The organism is Chryseobacterium caseinilyticum, from assembly GCF_014837145.1.
Taxonomy (GTDB): Bacteria; Bacteroidota; Bacteroidia; order Flavobacteriales; family Weeksellaceae; genus Chryseobacterium; species Chryseobacterium caseinilyticum.
Genome location: NZ_JACYFS010000003.1, coordinates 40,714 through 59,659 on the forward strand (window position 1 = coordinate 40,714; position 18,946 = coordinate 59,659).

The following is an 18,946-nucleotide window of genomic DNA, read 5'->3' on the forward strand; positions in this document are numbered from 1 at the left end:
TTTCTCATGCTTAAAGAACTGAAAACCGCCCTTGCAGAACTTGCCATTCCTGAGAAAGCAGCTTTTCTTCCTAAATTTTTTAAAACCGGGAAAGGTGAATATGGTGAAGGCGATCTGTTTCTGGGCGTAAAAGTTCCAGACCAGCGGGCGGTGGCGAAAGAGTTTTACACCAAGATTTCTTTAGATGAAATCGCTGAACTTCTTTCCTCGAAGTATCACGAACACCGATTGACAGCACTTTTCATGCTGATTTCAAAATTTGAAAAGACAAAGGACAATTCTGTAAAAGACGAAATCGTTCAGTTTTACCTGAATAATCTTGAAGGAATCAACAACTGGGATTTGGCAGACACCAGCTGCTACAAAATCTTAGGCCGCTATGCCTTTGAAAATCAAAAAGATGACCTTCTGATCAACCTTTCTGAGTCCGAAGATATGTGGCACAAAAGAATTGCAGTTGTAGGCACGATGCATTACGTAAAAAAAGGTAATTTTGAGCTGACAAAAAAACTGGTTTTGAGAAACCTCTTTCACAGTCACGACCTGATGCACAAGGCAAATGGATGGCTTTTGCGTGAAATGGGAAATAAAAATGAAACTGAATTAATCGGGTTCCTAAATTCTCACTACAGAAAAATGCCCCGAACCAGCCTTCGTTACGCGATTGAGAAATTGGATGAAAACCTGAGGCAGGATTATTTAAAAGGAAAAATTTAGACATCAACACGGATTTTTATATGAAATTAAAATACTTTTTGTTCCTGATGCCATTGCTGCTTCTTACAAGTTGCTTTGATATCTTAGACAAAGTCAACATCAGGGCCGACGGAAGCGGCGATTATACTTTGATTTTAAATGCCAGCAAAAGCAAAACAAGAATTGCTTCCCTGTCTAAAATGGAAACCGTGAACGGCAAAAAAGTTCCCAAAAGATCTGAAATTGAATCTAAAATCAATCAGGCGGCCCAGATTTTTAAAACCACTCCCGGAATTTCTAATGTGAAAACATCGATGGATTTTGACAATTACATCATTAAACTCAGCTGCAGTTTCAAGAAAATTGAAAACATCAACACCGGTCTGGAAAATTTAAAGGCAAAAAACATCATCGGAAAAATGATTCCTACGAATATGTACAGCCAGAATATTCAGAACAAAACACTTACGAGAAATAAAATCAATACTTTCAAAGAAGATTACAACAAGCTCAGCGCGGCAGACAAAGAAGTTTTCGCTACGGCAAAATACGTTTCTGTAATGCAGTTTGAAAACACCATTAAATCCCAAAGCAACAGTCTTTACCAGCTTTCGCCCAACAAAAAAGCACTGAAGCTTGATGGTAATATTTTAGATTTTATCCTTCAGAAAAAACAGCTCCACAACAACATTCAATTTCAATAAACCAAAAACTTCATGAAAACATATTTAATAAAAACACAGAAGATCTTTTTCATGCTCTTCGCGTTTGCATATCTCGGTGCACAGCAGAGCCCGAAGTTGCCAAAAGACGCACTTTTCTACATGGAAATCAACGGGAAGCAGCTTAATAAAAAAATAAACTGGGAGAAAGTAAATCCGTTTTTCAAGGAACTTTCAAAGGATAATGACAAGAAAACCACTTCGTGGAATGACTTTTCAAAAACCGGAATAAAATACGACGCAACACAGTATCACTACGCTTCGGCAAATGATTCCATTTACGCTTATACAACTTACTTTACTTTAGACAACACTTCAAAATTTACCGAATTCATTAATTCTGTGAAGAAAAAAGGTCAGGAAGTCACCAAAAAAAGCAATTACGAATTTGTAGACATCGACGACAATATTTTTGTGGCGTGGAACGACAAAAAAGCCGTTCTCAAAATGATGAACTACAGCAAACCATACGATTATGATGTGTATGCAGACAGTACAGTGGCAGTGGTAGACAGCACGGCAGCAGCCGTAGACAGTGTTGCAGTGGATGCAGATTACGAAATAGAAGCAGAAAAACCGTTTGATTATAAAGAGGAAATTCAGAACCTAAAAGATGAAATTTCCTACATCAAACAAAACATCAAAGACAACAATGCTGAAATTGTGAAACTTCAGAAAGACATAAAATATCTCGAAAAGCACAAAAAATATCCTGAAGAAAAAACGACGGAAGCCATCAGAGACACCACCTATAAAGAAGGCAGCTACGAAGAGGAAATTCCGCCACCGCCGCCTGTAGGACCACGGAAATCTGGTGAAGAGGAAGACCAGACAGAAGAAATGGATGACTACGATTATGAAGCAGAAGCCGTTGCCGACTCACTCTTTATGAAGGAAATGGATTCGATTAATATCGAGACTTTCAAAATGGTGAAGAAGTTTGCAGAAGCAGATTTCGACAAATATTTCAGTTCAAATCTTGAGCTTGAAGTAGCGAAAGATATTTTGAGTTTCAGAGACAGCAATTCTGACATATTTATTCATACAGATTATGGTAAAATTTTCGGATTAAAATCTTACAGAAGCTTTTACAGAGAGTTTGATATTGAAAATCTTGTAGGAAAAATGTACAATTCCAATTCGTCATACAATCTTTATTTTGACGACGATAAGGTGAGGCTCATCAACAACTACCAACACAAAGACAGCAATATCAACAACAGTTTTGCCGCCGTCTACAAAGGTAAAAAGAACAAAAAACTCACTGCTCTTATCAATGATAAAAGCATTGGATATTATGCGATGAACCTCAACGGCTACAAATATTTTGACCTCATCTACACTTTATTTGAAAACACCGGTGACGGAAAATATCAGAAAGAAATTCAGCTGATGATGGAAACGGTGAAAATCGTTTTGGACGAAGAAGCCATCTCTAAAATCGCTCCCGGAAACGGAATTTTTGTTTTGAACGAACTGAAATCAAAAAAAGTAGAATATACAGATTTTGAGTACGACGACGATTACAACGAAAAGGAAGTCACGAAAACCAAAGATGTAATGTTTCCGGATTTCACGTTTGCATTTGCAACGGAAAATGAAAAGTACTGGAGCAGAATTTTCGACATGCTTGTTTCAAACAAAGACACAAAAGAAAAATTCATTAAAGATGGTGATTTCTATAAATTCAAAGAAGGAACAAATCAGGGACCGGTTGATCAGCTGTATTTTACTGTAAAAGACGGTATTGTTTATCTGACGACGGCAAAAGAAAACATCAACCCGAAATCCCAGACAGACATTTCAAAAAAATGGATGAAAGATTCTGAAAAATATGCAGTTTCAGGAAGATTTGACCTTCAGAAATTACTCATCGGTCTCAATCAGGAATTCAAGGATTCATCTGAAATAAAATTGCTGAATTTAATGAAGAAAAATGCCGGAGAATTCAATTACAAAAGTGAAGTGAAAGGCAACAGCATACAGACTGAGATTGATTATAAAATTAAAACGTCTGCTGAAAACAGCCTGATGTATTTCTTTAATCTGGTAGATGAAATCTATAAAATATCTGAGTCTGAGAAAAAAAATCAGCCTTTGTAAATGAAAAGACGGCTTCTTTTTCTGGTGTGTGTTATCGTACTTTTGGCGGTGTATTTCATTCTTTATCATAAAAACAAAGAACTGAAATACATCCCAGACGGTGCAGATGCTGTGGTTTTGATTGATGTAAAAAATTTCACAAGAAAATATCTTTCTGAAACAGTTCTGCATCCCTCAGTCTGGTTGAAAGAAGGCGATAAAAAAGCCGGGATTTCATGGAAAGATGCCGGAATTAAAATTCCGGATTTTGTGCAGCTTTTCCATCTTAAAAATGAAGGTTTTTCAAACTGGTACATGGTTTTAGAAATTAAAAACAGGAAAGAATTTGAATCTTTTTTAAAAGACCAAAATTTTCAGACCAAAGGCAACAGTCTCTACACAAACGGAAATATTTTCCTGAAGATCAACGGAGAAATCTGCATCGCCGGAACTTCTCAGAGATCATTTGAAACCATTGAAAGCTCTTTAAAATCAAACAAAATTCTATGGAATGCCGATGATTTTATGACTGATGGAATTGGAAGTTTAGGAATTATTAATGGAAAAAACAGAGAAAACTATTCGATTCATTTAAATGATGAAAATATCGAAATTTCCAACTTTACTGATTTTAAAAAGGCTGAAACTGCTTTTTCTCAAAACATAAATCAAACCGATTTTCTTACTGCTCAGCTTGAACAAAAAAACATTCAGACCTTTTCGAATCTCTTTAAAACTGAAATTTTTTCTCATCCGGAAATCAATTCGGTTGAAATGAATGCTGATTTAAAACAAATTACAGACACCATCATCAGCTATGATTACGATGATAATTTCAATGAAGTTGAAAAAGTCAGCTATCAGAAGATCGTTCAGCCACAGTATCTGATTCAGATTAAAACCAAAAATTCCGATGAAGTCTGGAATTATTTTGAACAGAAAAAATTCATCAGTCCGCAAAATCAGTTTACAGCGATTCCTTTTCTGCCCAACAAAATTTCGAGAGATGAGAACGGAATTTTAATTAACACTGTAAACCATCCAAAAATCAAAAAAAGTTCTGAGGCGAATTTTATTTTAATTAAAAACAACCCCTTACTGCTTTCATCATTTAAAAGCTTATCTCCCAAAATCACAAAAAAGGTACGTGAGCTGGAATCTGTACTGTACTGGAATGATAAAAAGCAAACTTTGGTACGTTTTCAGTTTAAGTCTGGCAATCTCCCATTAATCCTGAGATAAAACTTAAATTATATCCGATGAATGCCGATGATCTCGCTCTAATCAGAACTTTTACGCATTATTTTTTACATCTTATTTTTCCTGCTGCCATCGCGTATCTTTTCTTCCAACCTCACTGGAAAAAGGCTTATGTTATCATGCTGGCCACCATGCTTGTAGATCTCGATCATCTACTGGCCAACCCAATTTTTGATCCCAACAGAATGAGTGTCGGTTTTCACATTCTTCACTCCTACCCTGCGATTGCGGTGTATTTTTTGATGCTTTTTTTTAAAGGAAATATCAGAATTGTTGCTGTTGGTCTGCTCTTTCACATGCTCACCGATTTTCAGGACTTTATGTTTTGGCAACATTAAAATTTGATTAATGTTTTCTTTTAATATTGCCCTTTCAATAGATTTTTTGTATTTTAGAGACTGTTATGAAGCTAAAAGAATTTTTACACTACACCTACATTTTCCCTGTGCTGGCGGTAATTTATTACTTTCTGGGATTTATGGGAACCGGAGTTATATCTGACGTTATTGCCGGAATTCTTTTAACCGGAAGCGTACTGTCTGCAGTTCATCATGCTGAAGTTGTAGCACACAAGGTCGGCGAACCTTACGGAACGATCATTCTTGCACTCTGTATCACAATTATTGAGGTCGCTCTGATTGTTTCTTTAATGGTAGCTGGTGGCGAACAGGCAATTACCCTCGCCCGTGACACCGTTTTTGCCGCGGTGATGATTATTCTGAACGGTATTATCGGTATCTGTGTATTGGTGGGAGGTGTGAAATATTTTGAACAGTTTTTTGCCCGGACTTCAGCAACAACTTATCTTGTGAGTATTGTTTCAATTCTTGTGATCACACTGGTACTCCCGAATTTTACCTCAAGCGTTAACGGACCTTATTATAATAATGCGCAGCTGGTCTTTGTTTCTATTGCGTGTCTCGTTATTTACGGAGTTTTCCTGATGGTTCAGACGGTAAGACACAGAAGTTATTTTGTCCCGGCGGACGGTAATGCAGAAGAGTATTATATTCCGAGTAAAGCTCAGGCAATTAACAGTTTTATCTTTTTGGTCATCTGTCTTGTGATCGTCGTTTTATTAGCTAAAGGACTTTCGGGAACGATTGAAGATATGGTACAGAGCATGGGCGCTCCGAAGTCATTGGTAGGTGTTATTATTGCAGCGGTCGTGTTGCTTCCTGAAGGACTTGCCGCAATTCGTGCAGCAAGAAACAATCAGATACAGTCGAGTTTAAATTTAGCCTTGGGATCGGCTTTGGCGAGTATCGGTTTAAGTATTCCTGCGATTTCTGCGGTAAGCATTATGTACGATATTCCGCTGGTTTTAGGTTTAGATAAGAAAGATATTATTTTACTTACTTTATCCGTGTTTATCGTGATGTTGTCGTTGAGCAGAGGGAAAACGAATGTGCTGTATGGAACTGTGTTGCTGGTTAATTTAGCGGCTTATATTTTTACGGTGATTGTGCCATAATTTAGGTTAAGGTTAAGGTTAAGGTTAAGGCAAAATTAAGGTTAAAGTTTTCTGTCCATTTCCATTTTATAAGCCATAAGTTTAGCAATATTCTCCGATTTTGTAATCGCTATATCAGCATTTTCTCCGTCGAACTTTTCTTCGATGGTTTGCTTCCATAGTTTTAACCATTGCTCGAAATGATGTTTTTCCATAGCTTCCAGTCGGTTGATCGGAAAATGTACCGCCATCGGATTTCCTTTGTAACTCATCTGTCCGAATAAAATCGTTTCCCAAAAGGAATACATTTTAGGCAAATGCTTTTTAAAATCAACATTCACAATATCATTAAAGAAAAAACCAATCGTTTCATCCTTCACAACTTTATCATAAAACGAATTGACGAGCAGTTCGATGTCTTCTCTTGATTCTAATTTTTTCATTTGATTTAAATTAAATTTAAACTAAAAATCGTCTGTCAAATTTAGTTTAATTGTTAATCGTAAAGTAGATTTTATGATTGATAAGTTTCATATCGTGATTTTTAAATTTTAAAAACGAGACCTGCAAACGCTTAAAAACCTTATGCTTCTACATTTTTAATTCATGACAGTTTCATAAAAACAATGTTTTATCTTTGCAGTCTGCTTTTCAGCATTTTAAAATTAAAAAATTGAATTTAGACTTTTATAAAACCCAGGCTTTACAGAAACAGAAAGAACATAAAAAGTTTCTGGATGGTTTAAAAAAGAAACCGCCCAAAAACTTAGATTATACCGTTCAGGAAACACATGAAAAGGTTTTTGAAAAAGTAGACTGCCTTCAATGCGCCAATTGCTGTAAAACTACTGGTCCTCTTTACACCGAAAAGGATATTGAAAGAATTTCAAAACACCTCCGCATGAAACAAGCTGATTTTGAAGCTAAATTTCTGAGAGTAGATGAAGAGAACGACAAAGTTTTACAGAATCTTCCATGCTATTTTCTGAATGACGATAACACTTGTTCGATTTATGATGTCCGTCCAAAAGCATGCAGAGAATATCCGCATACAGACAGGAAAAAGATTTATCAGATCAATGATTTGATGATTAAAAACACTGTGATTTGCCCGGCAGCGTTTGAGTTTGTAGAAAAGATGATGACGAATTTGGGTAAGTAAATACTAAAGCGATTTTTCGAGAGTTATTACAAAAAAACCTATGAGAAAATTGCTTATTTTTCTGTTTATTGTCACCTTTCTATTTAGCTGTAAAACAAAAATAGCTGCACCTCTTTCTGTTTCTGTTTCTGTTTCTAATGTAAAAATTCAGACAAAGGAAATTAATCGCAATTCATTTGTTTTGGAAACTGAAAAAGATTTTGACACGATTGATAAAAATTATATCATTTACATCAAAATGAATCATGGAAGTAGAAAATCAAATTTGGACTGTGACAGTAGTGAAATTGAAGAAAAATATATTTTATTCAAAAAGGAAGATAGTTCTTATATTCAAAAAGTTGTTGATGTGGCGGTTTATTATCCGACACCTCTCAAATCAAATCACATAATCAACTCATATATTAATTTATTTTCAGAACTAAAAAATGAAAGAATTAAAAATTTCAGAACCATGCAAAAAAGTCAGATACTTGGTTTACATAGCATTCACAAAAATTACATATTTGTAGTTGAGCAAAACCACCCTGTTACTATTTCGTTTCCTGAATATGATTTTAAAAAAGATTATGCTGATGAAAAAAATGCAAGCTACGAATACAATAAAAATTTAAAACTTTTCAAAATTGACAGTTTACTGAACTCAGAAATTGATGAACTCAACAGACAAAATGCTTTCAGATTCAGGAAATGCCGCAAGAATTAATATCAATCTTTAAACGCCTGCAATCTGACTTTCAACAAATAAAAGTTGAGTGATGAATTTCTACTTAGACAGACATTAGAAAAGCTATCATATCATTGATCTGATGATTAAAAACACGGTGTTTGTCCAGCTGCATTTGAGTTTGTGGAAAGTATGATGAAAAATCTTAATAAAAAATTTAATCTTAAAAGGTTTTAAAATCTTTTAAATTGAGTTAAAATAAAAACGAAAATATAATTTTATTTCTGTCCCTGCGTTTCAGAATTAAATCAATGCAAATTGGTTTGCACATAGAAGTAGTTTTTATATATGTAAATGGAGTCCTGAGATGTAATGTTTCAGGATTTTTTATCTTCAATTTCTGTAATTTTATATTTCACCATTCTTTCAACCAGATCCAAAGGTAGATCTTCATTTAAAGGAAACTGTACTGCACCTTTGGAGAATTTAAATTTTCTTTCGATAAAATCCTTTTCAAAATTTTTCATTCCTTCTGAAGCAGGGTAAAAACCAATGTGATTTTTGTACGCAGCAAAGTAAACCAAAGGCTTTTTCTTATACCTGAACGCCGGCATCTGATATCCGATGTATTCCTCCAGTTCTGGAGTCTGGGCGTGAACGGTTTTTCTTAATGTTTCAAGCTTAACCTGAACATCTTTGGGGAAAAGAAGAAAATATTCTTCAAAATTTGTAAATGTGTTTTTCATTGCAAAGTTTTTATTAAAAATAAAAATATGAAATTCTAAATCATTAAAAAATTAAAAAAATTATTAATTTGATTAATGATCACAGAGTTGTACGCTATTTGTATAGTATTGATTATCACCAAAATATTATATTATGAAAAAATTAATTTTAGCAGCTTTTGCTATGGGAGGTATATTTGCTGTATCTGCACAGACAACACCTCAGAAAACAAATACAGGCTCAACCACTGTTACGACTCCATCAACAACTCAGAAAGGCATGACTATTCCCCGAGGAAATCTTAACTCAGATGTGAGAGGGTTGAATAACAATCAATTAGGCACCGGTAACAATCTGCAGGGAACTGTTAATAACAATATGGGCACCATGAATAACGGAACCATCAATTCTTCCAACCCAAACGGAACTCTTCCTTTGAGTACAGGTACTGTCGATAATAAAATTTCATCGCCTGGTACGGTTAACATCGGAACTACAGGCAGTCTCAATACAAGCGGAAATGTAAATACGGGTGTTAACAAGCCCATGCCGGGCTCAGGAACTGTAAATACCACCACGCCGACCACACCTGTAAAAAAGACAAAATAAGACAGTTTTGTATCACAAAAAAAAGCATTGAACTGGACATTCAATGCTTTCACTTTCACTATTACTTTTTCCCATTTATAATCCCGGGACAGGCTTTATGAAAAAAGGCCGGGAAAACTTCCCAACCTTTATATTTTTATACTACACCCTGAGCCAACATTGCTTCAGCTACTTTTACGAAGCCGGCGATGTTTGCACCTTTCACATAGTTTACATATCCGTCTTCTTCTTTACCGTAGTCTCTACAAGCCTTGTGGATTCCGATCATAATTTCTTTAAGTCTTGCATCAACTTCTTCTGAAGTCCAGTTGAGTCTGATTGAATTCTGAGTCATTTCCAAACCAGAAGTAGCTACACCACCTGCGTTTGAAGCTTTCCCTGGAGAGAATAATACTTTATTCTCAAGGAAATAGTTGATAGCTTCCAGTGTTGAAGGCATGTTGGCAGCTTCAGTCACACAAAGACAACCGTTTTCAACCAAAAGTTTAGCATCCTCAAAATCAAGCTCATTCTGAGTTGCAGAAGGAATTGCAACATCACATTTCACTTCCCAAGGTCGTTTTCCTGCGTGGAAAACAGCTGAAGGATATTGTTTTGCGTAATCTTCAGCTCTGTTGTTTCCTGAAGCTCTTAATTCAAGAAGGAAATCGATTTTTTCACCATCGATACCGTCTTTATCGTACACATAACCATCAGGTCCGGAAAGTGTAACCACTTTACCGCCAAGTTCATGTACTTTTTTAATAACGCCCCACGCAACATTTCCGAAACCTGAAACCGTTACAATTTTATCTTTAAATGTCTGTCCGATAGTCTTCAGCATCTGCTCAGCAAAGTAAACAACACCGTATCCTGTAGCTTCAGGACGGATCAGTGAACCACCGTAAGCAAGACCTTTACCGGTAAGAACACCTGTAAATTCGTTTCTCACTTTCTTGTACTGACCGAATAAATATCCGATTTCTCTTGCTCCAACACCGATGTCTCCCGCAGGAACGTCAGTTTCAGGACCAATGTGTTTGCACAATTCCGTCATGAAAGCCTGGCAGAAACGCATCACTTCCATATCAGTTTTACCTTGCGGATCAAAGTCTGAACCTCCTTTACCACCTCCCATTGGAAGAGTTGTCAAAGAGTTTTTAAATACCTGCTCGAATGCTAAGAATTTAAGTACAGAAAGGTTAACAGTTGGATGAAAACGGATTCCTCCTTTGTAAGGTCCGATTGCAGAGTTCATCTGGATTCTGAAACCTCTGTTCACCTGAATTTCACCTTTGTCATCAACCCATGGAACTCTGAAAATAATAATTCTTTCAGCTTCAGCCATTCTTTCAAGAAGCTTCATGCCTGTATATTCTTTTCTCGTTAAGATAAACGGAATTACAGTTACGGCAACTTCTTTTACTGCCTGTAAAAATTCCGGTTCATTCGGGTTTTTTGCTTCTATCTTAGCAATAAACTCCTGAATTTTCTGGTCAATATTATATTGTTCCATATTAGGTAAGGTTGAATATTATGTCAACAAATTTAATTTTTTTTTCAAGATTCACAATAGCTTATTTGATATTTGCTGATAATTCAACAATAACGAATACTAATATTATTAAATTAATAATAACAATCTGAATTTTATTAAAAATTAAATGTTATATCTAAAATAATGAAATATTACGAAATCATTAATTCTTATATCGCCAAAAATTGTCTCCCTGAAAATGATTTTACTTTTCCCAAAAGCTCGAGTTCCAGTATTACAGGCAATAATTTATGTGATGGGAACGATATTTTTTCTGCCAGATCGTCTAATGTTACATGCGGATTCTCTCTGATACTTCTGTATATTAATTCCTGATTTTCAGATAATTGAATTGTGACTGTACTGTGTGGAAAAAGCTCTCCTATTATTTCTCTGGAATCATTAAAACCGATGAGATCCAGCAAATCTTTGATTGTGGAAATTGCCGTTGCCTTATTCTGAAAAATAAGATGATTGCAACCCTGGCTGTATCTGTCTGAAATTCTTCCGGGAAGTGCAAAAACATCTCTGTTGTAAGTATTTGCAAACGTTGCTGTACTGATAGAACCACCGCCAAAAGCTGTTTCCACAACGATTGTGGCTGGAGAAATTCCGGCAATTATTCTGTTTCTCTGAATGAAATTTTCCCGGTCCGGTTTTCTTGAAGAATTAAACTCAGTAAGCAAACCACCATCCTGTTCCAGTATTTTGTCTGAAAGCTTTCTGTTTTTTGACGGATAAAAAGTGTGAAAACCATGCGCCAAAACTCCAATGGTGGGAATCTGATGATTCAGAGACTGCTCATGAACTTCTTTATCAACACCCAACGCCAGCCCACTTACAGAAATATATTGATGTGATTTTGTTTCTTCGAAAAAGTCTTCTATGAATTTTTTGCCGTATGAAGTAATGTTTCTTGTTCCGACAAGACTTAAGGTATTTAGTTTCGTGTCAAAATTTCCTTTTTGGTAAAGGATTGCGGGAGCATCATCGCATTCCTTCAGTAAAAACGGAAGTTCATTCTTATGTCTGAGATTTATTTTAACTGAATTTTTTTCGCAAAACGAAATTTCTTTTTCAGCAAATTTCAGATGTTCAGCATTTCCTATGTCCGAAACGGTTTTCAGGCCTATCCCGTCTGTTTTGCTGAGTTCTTTTTTTGAAAATTTCCAGACATTCTCTGCAGTTCCGAAGCGGCGAACCAGTTTCAGAAAGTTGATATCTCCTATAAAATTGCACTCCCGCAGCGCAATAGAATACAGTTGCTCTTCTGTGTACATTTGTGTTTTATTTTCATCAAATTTAATCAATTAAGATTTATTTTTTCTTAAATCTTCCAGATAATCCCAAATATCTTCTCTTTTTTGATACGGAAGTTCCAGAAAGTCGTCGGGATGATTTTCTTTATATTCCTGCCACAGCTTGTCATCTTTTTCGCTGTAATAATTTGGAAATTCCCAAATGTATTTTTTCTTTTTTTCACCTGATTTTTTAAATGAGTATGCCAAAACACTTCCTACAATAGCTCCTGCAGAATGTGCCTGCCACGAGATTTTACTGGGCTCAAGCATTTCACTGAACATTTCTTCAGGAAACATTCCCCAGATCAGACTACCATAATACAGGACCACCAGAAGTGAAATTGTCAGTAATTTCATATTCCATCTGAAAACACCGCTGAAGAACAGGAAGAACGCCAGAACATACACTACTCCACTGGCACCAATGGTACAGGTGTAAGTATATTCGCCAGTAAGAATATCAATCGGAGGAAGTATCCAGACTAAAAAACCAGCTAAGATCCACCCGATTACAAATACTTTATTGGCGACTTCAGGGTAAAACTGATAAAGAAGAAACATCAGAATCCCAATCGGAATAGAATTGCTTACAATATGATCTATATTTCCGTGAAGAAGCGGTGCCGTGATAATTCCTAAAAGACCTTCCGGCAGGAGAGGAATAATTGCGCCGAAACAGCTGTCAAAAAAGCCATTCATCTGCAGCAGATATCCAAACCACATCGCAGCCAGCATCAAAAGCGGGTAAAGCAAAGCCTTTTTTGAAATTACATTATTAATCATACCTCTTAGCTCACAAAACGAAAGCCACGCATAAATTTCGGAAATTTTGGCTTTTATTTTATGTTTTTAAATATTATTCAGACAGAAAGTTATTAATTATCAAAATGTTTACTGTTATGAATTACTGATTTTCGAAAATTTAAATTTATCTCCAAATTTTTTCATAAAGGTCTGATAAACCGGTCAATTTATATATTCTTATTTTTGCACCGAACAAATTATAAGTAAGAATTATGAGGAAGTTTTTTCTGCTATTTTTGATGTACACAGGATTGATGATGAATGCCCAGGTTATAATAAGCGATTCCATGGCAGTAGATACCATTAAAAAACCGAGACACTGGTCCATAACTGCTAAAAACAGTCTGATGTTTAATCAGGCCGCATTCTCCAATTGGGTGGGCGGTGGCGCCAACAATGTAGGATGGCTTGCAAGTGCCAATTACAATCTCGTTTATGAAAACGGCCGTAACCTTTGGGAGAATATCATCATCATGAATTACGGACAAAACACCACCAAAGGTATCGGAACAAGAAAAACGCAGGATGTCCTTAATATTTCCACCAACTACGGTCTTCAGTTTTCCAAAAGCTGGTATGTGTCTACAGGAGCGAGTGTTCTTTCACAGTTTTCAGGCGGTTTTGAAGACGGAAATAATCCTGAAGCAAAAAAGATTTCAAATTTTATGGCGCCAGGATATGTGAATGCCGGGCTCGGGATCACCTACAGACCTAATGAAAACCTTACTGTTACAATGCGACCTGTCAACGGCAGATTCACTTTTGTACTTGATAAAGAACTGCAGGTTGCCGGAACATACGATTTAAAATCAGATGGTGATTTTTTCCTGATGCAGATGGGTTTTCTGGGATCCGCGATCTATAAAGTAAAACTGATGGAGAATATCGAAATGACCAACACTGGTTCTATCTTCTCAAATTATCTCGAAAATCCTGATCACATGGTCTTATCCTACAACATGCTTCTGAATATGAAAATCAACAGATTTATCTCATCAATTGTAACTCTGGATTTGATGTATGATCATAACCAGATCAGAAAAACCCAGCTGAAACAGACTTTAGGGGTCGGCGTTGCATACAATATTGATAACGGAGTAAAAAGATCTGACAGGAAAGACAGCCAGTTCTGGCTGAAGAAATAAATTGCATCAAATAAAAACAGGCAGCCTCAAAAGGGACTGCCTGTTTTTTATATAAGATTTATTTGAATTAAAATTCCATTGTAACTTCAAGTTTCTCAGCCAAAAGCTGCTCGATTTTTACTTTTAACGGCTCAATGTCGATGTTCTGCATTGCGTCATTGGCAAAAGCGTAAAGCAATAATGCCTGTGCTTCTTTTTTAGAAATTCCTCTTGCTCTTAAATAAAACAAAGCATCTTTATTCAACTGACCAACCGTACAACCGTGAGAACACTTCACATCGTCTGCGAAAATCTCCAGCTGAGGCTTGGTGTCAATCGTAGCACCTTCGCTGAGTAAAACGTTGTTGTTTTGCTGGTAAGCGTTGGTCTTTTGGGCAATTTTATTTACAAATACTTTTCCGTTGAAAACCCCGTGAGATTTATCTTTGAAAATACCTTTGTAATTCTGGTAACTCCGACAGTTTGGAGTATTGTGGTGAACCGCCGTGTGGTGATCGACCAACTGATCTTTCCCGATTATGGTGATTCCGTTCATGAAAGAGTTGATATTTTCTCCGTTATGAATAAAATCAAGATTGTTTCTGATGATTTTCCCTCCGAATGTGAACGTATTTACCGTCGTTAAGCTGTCTCTTTCCTGTTTCGCAAATGTATGATCTACCAGATAAGAAGTATCGCTGTCGTTCTGAATTTTGTGCCAGTCGGCTTTTGCATTCTGATAAGTGAAAATTTCAGTTACCGAATTGGTAAACACAAAACTTTCGTCAAAATTATGGTGACTTTCAATGATTTCAACTTTTGCTCCTTCTTCTACGATTAATAAATTTCTCGTGTTGTAGAATGTGTTTTCTTCCTGATTTTGGGAAAGATAAAAAACATGAATCGGTTTTTCGATGATCACATTTTTCGGAACTTTTAAAAAGAATCCGTATTTGCAGTACGCCTGATTTAAATTGGTAAAAGCTAAATCTTTTGCAGCAATTGTATTAAAATATTTATCGAAAACATCTTTATGATTCTCGTCATTCAAAGCGTAATTGAAAGACAGAAATTCTGCATTTTCGATAGAAATGTTTGAAAGCTCTTTACGAAGCTGGCCATTCACAAAAACAATCCAGTCAAAATTTTCTTCTCCCAAATGCAGCTCATCAAGCTGTTCTTTGGTGATGTTGTGACTTTCTTTCGGGAAAAAATTGTAATCTTTCTCCGTTATTTCTTTGAGGTTGGTATACTTGTATTCTTCGTCTTTCTTTGTAGGAAAACCTTTGACTGCAAATTTCTGAAGCGCCGTTTTTCTGTCGTCATCTAAAAATCTGTGACGCAGACTCTCCAAAAATTCACTGTGATTTTCTATTGTTTGATCGTATAAAGCCATTACTGATATTTCGGCCATCACACCTTTATTATAAATTTAATTTGTATCAATACCGCAGTTTCTCACTGCATTTTTGACTAAGGATTGATAAAAAACTTAACCAAAAATATATTATTAGTTAAGCAACCAGTCGTATCCCTTGCTTTCCAATTCTAAAGCTAAAGATTTATCACCTGTTTTAATGATTTTTCCGTTCGCTAAAACGTGTACATAATCAGGCTCAATATAATTCAGCAATCTCTGGTAGTGCGTAATCAAAAGAACTGCATTTCCTTCGTTTTTAAACTGGTTTACACCGTCTGCAACGATTCTCAAAGCATCAATATCCAATCCAGAATCGGTTTCATCAAGAATAGCCAGTTTAGGATTCAGCATCATCATCTGGAATATCTCATTTCTTTTCTTTTCACCTCCCGAAAATCCTTCGTTTAATGATCTTGAAAGGAAATCTTTTTTAATTCCAAGCTTTTCAGATTTTTCGCGAATCATGGCCAGCATTTCTTTCGCAGGCATATCTTCAAATCCGTTGGCTTTTCTGTTTTCGTTTAAAGCAGCTTTAATGAAATTCGTCACAGAAACTCCCGGAATTTCTACTGGATATTGAAAAGAAAGGAAAATTCCTTTGTGCGCTCTCTCTTCAGGAGCATCTTCAATAATGTTTTCACCTTGAAAAATGATTTCGCCTTCCGTCACTTCGTAATCTTCTTTTCCTGCGATTACAGAAGAAAGCGTAGATTTTCCGGCACCGTTGGGTCCCATGATCGCATGAACTTCGCCCGGCTTGATTTCAAGATTGATACCTTTTAATATTTGTGCGCCATCTTCAATTCTGGCATGTAAGTTTTTAATGTTTAACATACTTTTTTATTCGTAGTGTCCTTTTAAAGACAAAATATTTAATATTTCTATTGTATTCTCTTCGGTAATTTGATAAATTATCCTGTGCTCTTTATCAATTCTCCTTGACCAGGTTCCAGATAAATTATATTTCAAAGGTTCTGGTTTTCCAATTCCTTCATAAGGACTAGTTTGGATGGAACGAATAAGCTGCGAAATCTTTTTCAAAATAATTTTGTTTCCTGATTTCTGCCAAAAAAGCAAATCACTTTTTGCTTTATTAGAATATTATTTCCATAAAGCATCCAGTTCTTCAAGGGTCATTTTCGTACCTTTCCCTTCTTCTATTTCTTTTTGAGCATCCAAAATCTTCTTTACAAACTCTGGATTGTACGGACTTTGTTCTTCCTTTTTTTCAATTTCAAAGCCCAATGCTTTTGCCAGTGATTTAATCACTTCAAAATCTTTTTTCTTCAAATTTTTCAGAACAACTTCCATAATTTAAATTTTATTTAAAATTACGAAATTCTATCCTACAGAACCTTCCAAAGAAATTTCCAGTAATTTCTGAGCTTCGATGGCAAACTCCATTGGTAATTTATTTAAAACTTCTTTACTGAAACCATTTACAATTAAAGCAATTGCTCTTTCTGTGTCGATTCCTCTCTGGTTACAGTAGAAAATCTGATCTTCACCGATTTTTGAAGTCGTAGCTTCGTGCTCCAGCTGAGCTGTTGGATCTTTAATTTCGATGTAAGGGAAAGTGTGCGCTCCACATTCGTTACCCATCAATAATGAGTCACACTGTGAGAAGTTTCTCGCCCCTTTTGCGGAAGGCATTACTTTTACCAGTCCTCTGTACGAATTTTGAGATTTTCCTGCAGAAATTCCTTTAGAAATAATGGTTGATTTTGTATTTCTACCGATGTGGATCATCTTTGTACCGGTATCGGCATACTGATGATTATTGGTCACGGCGATAGAGTAAAACTCACCGATCGAACCGTCACCTTTTAAGATGCAAGAAGGATATTTCCATGTTACTGCAGAACCTGTTTCTACCTGCGTCCATGAGATTTTCGCTTTGGTTTCGCACAATCCTCTTTTGGTTACAAAGTTGAAAACTCCACCTTTACCTTCTTCATTTCCAGGATACCAGTTCTGAACAGTTGAATATTTAATTTCGGCATTATCCAAAGCAATCAATTCAACAACCGCAGCGTGAAGCTGGTTTTCGTCTCTTGACGGAGCGGTACAGCCTTCAAGATAAGAAACATAACTTCCTTCATCTGCAATTACAAGCGTTCTTTCAAACTGGCCTGTTCCAGACTGATTGATACGGAAATAAGTGGATAATTCCATCGGGCATCTTACTCCTTTTGGAATGTAGCAGAAACTTCCGTCAGAAAATACTGCGGAATTTAATGCTGCATAGAAATTGTCTCCTCTAGGAACTACTTTTCCAAGATATTTTTTAACCAAATCCGGATGATTCTTAATCGCTTCGGAAATTGAACAGAAAATAATTCCTTTTTCTGCTAAAGTATCCTGAAATGTCGTTTTTACAGAGATAGAATCTATTACAATATCAACGGCAACATTGGAAAGTCTTTTCTGCTCTTCAATGTTGATTCCTAATTTGGCAAAAGTTGCCAATAATTCAGGGTCCACTTCATCTAAGCTTGCCAGTTCCGGTTTAGCTTTCGGTGCGGCGTAATATTTTATCGCCTGAAAATCCGGTTTTTGATATTTGATGTTTGCCCATTCAGGCTCTGTCATTTTCAGCCAGATTCTGAAAGATTCCAAACGCCATTCTGTCATCCATTCCGGCTCTTCTTTTTTAGCAGAAATAGCACGGACGATGTCTTCGTTTAAACCTGTCGGGAAATCCTCGTAATCGATCTTGGTTTCCCAGCCGAATTCGTATTTTTTATTTTCTAAATCGACTCTTAAGTCGTCTTCAGTATATTTACTCATAATCAGTATTCAAAATCCAAAACCCAAAATTCTGAATTTCTGAATTAATTTTATCTGTATTAAATGTAGAAACTTTAAAAATCAATTTCCAATGATAAAGTCTCCGTTTTTTTAAGCTTTCGCTTTTTATTTAAAATCAAACTTTCATGTCTGATTCATATACAATTGAGCATCATCTCAATTTTGAACTTTAAACCTCAATTTTAATTAAAGTGAAAAACTCTCTCCACAACCACAGGTTCTGGATGCATTAGGATTATTAAAAATAAATCCTTTTCCGTTCAACCCTCCGGAGTATTCCAAAACAGTTCCTGCCAGATAAAGTATTGCTTTTTTCTCAACAACGATTTTGATCCCGTTATCTTCAAAAATCTGGTCACCTTCTTCTTTTTTATTGTCGAAACCCAGCACATACTCTAAACCTGAACAACCACCGCTCTTCACTCCAACTCTTATATAATCTTCAGTAGGATTGAAGCCGTCTTCTGTCATCAGCTGAACTGCTTTCACCTTTGCCTGATCGCTTACTTTTATCATTGTTTCTATTTAGAATGAATTTAGTCTGCAAATTTACGACTAATAATCAGTAAATAAAAATCAGTGTTTTTATTTTT

20 protein-coding genes and 1 pseudogene are annotated in these 18,946 nt (G+C 35.9%); 10 read left to right on the forward strand and 11 right to left on the reverse strand.

The features are described 5' to 3' along the window. Window positions 1-6: 6 nt before the first annotated feature. The 6 genes from IC610_RS10785 to IC610_RS10810 all read left to right on the forward strand — a co-directional run bounded on the left by IC610_RS10785 (window position 7) and on the right by IC610_RS10810 (window position 6,234). Complete coding sequence (locus tag IC610_RS10785; RefSeq protein WP_191736871.1) at window positions 7-717, forward strand: DNA alkylation repair protein; 711 nt, start codon at window positions 7-9, stop codon at window positions 715-717. Between the two features lie 20 nt (window positions 718-737). Then, window positions 738-1,400 (forward strand): hypothetical protein, encoded by a 663-nt coding sequence (locus IC610_RS10790; protein ID WP_191736872.1) that lies wholly within the window; start codon window positions 738-740, stop codon window positions 1,398-1,400. Window positions 1,401-1,412: 12 nt separating this feature from the next. Continuing rightward, window positions 1,413-3,521, forward strand: coding sequence for a coiled-coil domain-containing protein (locus IC610_RS10795; RefSeq protein ID WP_191736873.1), 2,109 nt, complete (start codon window positions 1,413-1,415; stop codon window positions 3,519-3,521). Then, window positions 3,522-4,742, forward strand: a complete 1,221-nt coding sequence (locus IC610_RS10800) for a hypothetical protein (RefSeq protein WP_191736874.1) — start codon at window positions 3,522-3,524, stop codon at window positions 4,740-4,742. A gap of 17 nt (window positions 4,743-4,759) precedes the next feature. Then, on the forward strand, window positions 4,760-5,098 hold the full coding sequence (locus IC610_RS10805) for a DUF6122 family protein (protein ID WP_056083629.1): 339 nt from the start codon (window positions 4,760-4,762) through the stop codon (window positions 5,096-5,098). 65 nt (window positions 5,099-5,163) lie between these two features. After that, window positions 5,164-6,234, forward strand: a complete 1,071-nt coding sequence (locus tag IC610_RS10810) for a calcium:proton antiporter (RefSeq protein ID WP_056083626.1) — start codon at window positions 5,164-5,166, stop codon at window positions 6,232-6,234. 41 nt (window positions 6,235-6,275) lie between these two features. Here IC610_RS10810 and IC610_RS10815 read toward each other — a convergent pair whose 3' ends face one another. Next, window positions 6,276-6,656, reverse strand: coding sequence for a group III truncated hemoglobin (locus tag IC610_RS10815; RefSeq protein WP_191736875.1), 381 nt, complete (start codon window positions 6,654-6,656; stop codon window positions 6,276-6,278). A gap of 230 nt (window positions 6,657-6,886) precedes the next feature. Here IC610_RS10815 and IC610_RS10820 point away from each other — a divergent pair, with 230 nt between their 5' ends. Together IC610_RS10820 and IC610_RS10825 are read left to right on the forward strand one after the other, a co-directional pair. Continuing rightward, window positions 6,887-7,375: a YkgJ family cysteine cluster protein gene (locus IC610_RS10820; protein ID WP_191736876.1), complete on the forward strand. Its 489-nt coding sequence runs from the start codon at window positions 6,887-6,889 to the stop codon at window positions 7,373-7,375. A 40-nt stretch (window positions 7,376-7,415) separates the two neighbouring features. Beyond that, the gene (locus IC610_RS10825) at window positions 7,416-8,081 is read left to right on the forward strand and encodes a hypothetical protein (RefSeq protein WP_191736877.1); all 666 of its coding nucleotides are present in this window, start codon (window positions 7,416-7,418) and stop codon (window positions 8,079-8,081) included. A 338-nt stretch (window positions 8,082-8,419) separates the two neighbouring features. Here the strand turns inward: IC610_RS10825 and IC610_RS10830 are convergent, their stop codons facing one another. Further along, the gene (locus IC610_RS10830; RefSeq protein WP_191736878.1) at window positions 8,420-8,788 is read right to left on the reverse strand and encodes an iron chaperone; all 369 of its coding nucleotides are present in this window, start codon (window positions 8,786-8,788) and stop codon (window positions 8,420-8,422) included. A gap of 133 nt (window positions 8,789-8,921) precedes the next feature. Between IC610_RS10830 and IC610_RS10835 the strand changes: the two genes are divergently transcribed. Further along, window positions 8,922-9,377 (forward strand): hypothetical protein, encoded by a 456-nt coding sequence (locus tag IC610_RS10835; RefSeq protein WP_191736879.1) that lies wholly within the window; start codon window positions 8,922-8,924, stop codon window positions 9,375-9,377. A gap of 136 nt (window positions 9,378-9,513) precedes the next feature. Here IC610_RS10835 and gdhA read toward each other — a convergent pair whose 3' ends face one another. From gdhA to IC610_RS10850, 3 genes are all read right to left on the reverse strand, one after another. After that, window positions 9,514-10,872, reverse strand: coding sequence for an NADP-specific glutamate dehydrogenase (gdhA, locus tag IC610_RS10840; protein ID WP_191736880.1), 1,359 nt, complete (start codon window positions 10,870-10,872; stop codon window positions 9,514-9,516). 191 nt (window positions 10,873-11,063) lie between these two features. Beyond that, on the reverse strand, window positions 11,064-12,173 hold the full coding sequence (dprA, locus tag IC610_RS10845; protein ID WP_191736881.1) for a DNA-processing protein DprA: 1,110 nt from the start codon (window positions 12,171-12,173) through the stop codon (window positions 11,064-11,066). A gap of 30 nt (window positions 12,174-12,203) precedes the next feature. Beyond that, on the reverse strand, window positions 12,204-12,977 hold the full coding sequence (locus IC610_RS10850) for a rhomboid family intramembrane serine protease (protein ID WP_191736882.1): 774 nt from the start codon (window positions 12,975-12,977) through the stop codon (window positions 12,204-12,206). A gap of 233 nt (window positions 12,978-13,210) precedes the next feature. Here IC610_RS10850 and IC610_RS10855 point away from each other — a divergent pair, with 233 nt between their 5' ends. Further along, window positions 13,211-14,143 carry a DUF3078 domain-containing protein gene (locus IC610_RS10855; RefSeq protein WP_191736883.1) on the forward strand — a complete coding sequence of 311 codons (933 nt, stop codon included), beginning with the start codon at window positions 13,211-13,213 and terminating at the stop codon, window positions 14,141-14,143. A gap of 67 nt (window positions 14,144-14,210) precedes the next feature. On the opposite strand, the gene sufD is transcribed toward IC610_RS10855, so the two are convergent. The 6 genes and pseudogenes from sufD to IC610_RS10885 form a co-directional block, all read right to left on the reverse strand. Further along, window positions 14,211-15,518 carry a Fe-S cluster assembly protein SufD gene (gene sufD, locus IC610_RS10860; RefSeq protein ID WP_191737237.1) on the reverse strand — a complete coding sequence of 436 codons (1,308 nt, stop codon included), beginning with the start codon at window positions 15,516-15,518 and terminating at the stop codon, window positions 14,211-14,213. Between the two features lie 114 nt (window positions 15,519-15,632). Next, window positions 15,633-16,376: a Fe-S cluster assembly ATPase SufC gene (gene sufC / locus IC610_RS10865; RefSeq protein ID WP_056083605.1), complete on the reverse strand. Its 744-nt coding sequence runs from the start codon at window positions 16,374-16,376 to the stop codon at window positions 15,633-15,635. 6 nt (window positions 16,377-16,382) lie between these two features. Beyond that, window positions 16,383-16,631: pseudogene (locus tag IC610_RS10870) on the reverse strand (Txe/YoeB family addiction module toxin); the annotation flags it as partial. Window positions 16,632-16,643: 12 nt separating this feature from the next. After that, window positions 16,644-16,853 (reverse strand): DUF2683 family protein, encoded by a 210-nt coding sequence (locus tag IC610_RS10875; protein WP_191736885.1) that lies wholly within the window; start codon window positions 16,851-16,853, stop codon window positions 16,644-16,646. A gap of 30 nt (window positions 16,854-16,883) precedes the next feature. Continuing rightward, window positions 16,884-18,332 carry a Fe-S cluster assembly protein SufB gene (gene sufB, locus IC610_RS10880; RefSeq protein ID WP_191736886.1) on the reverse strand — a complete coding sequence of 483 codons (1,449 nt, stop codon included), beginning with the start codon at window positions 18,330-18,332 and terminating at the stop codon, window positions 16,884-16,886. 207 nt (window positions 18,333-18,539) lie between these two features. Continuing rightward, a complete protein-coding gene (locus IC610_RS10885; RefSeq protein ID WP_056083599.1) occupies window positions 18,540-18,869 on the reverse strand; it encodes a HesB/IscA family protein in 330 nt (109 codons plus the stop codon). Window positions 18,870-18,946: the final 77 nt, after the last annotated feature.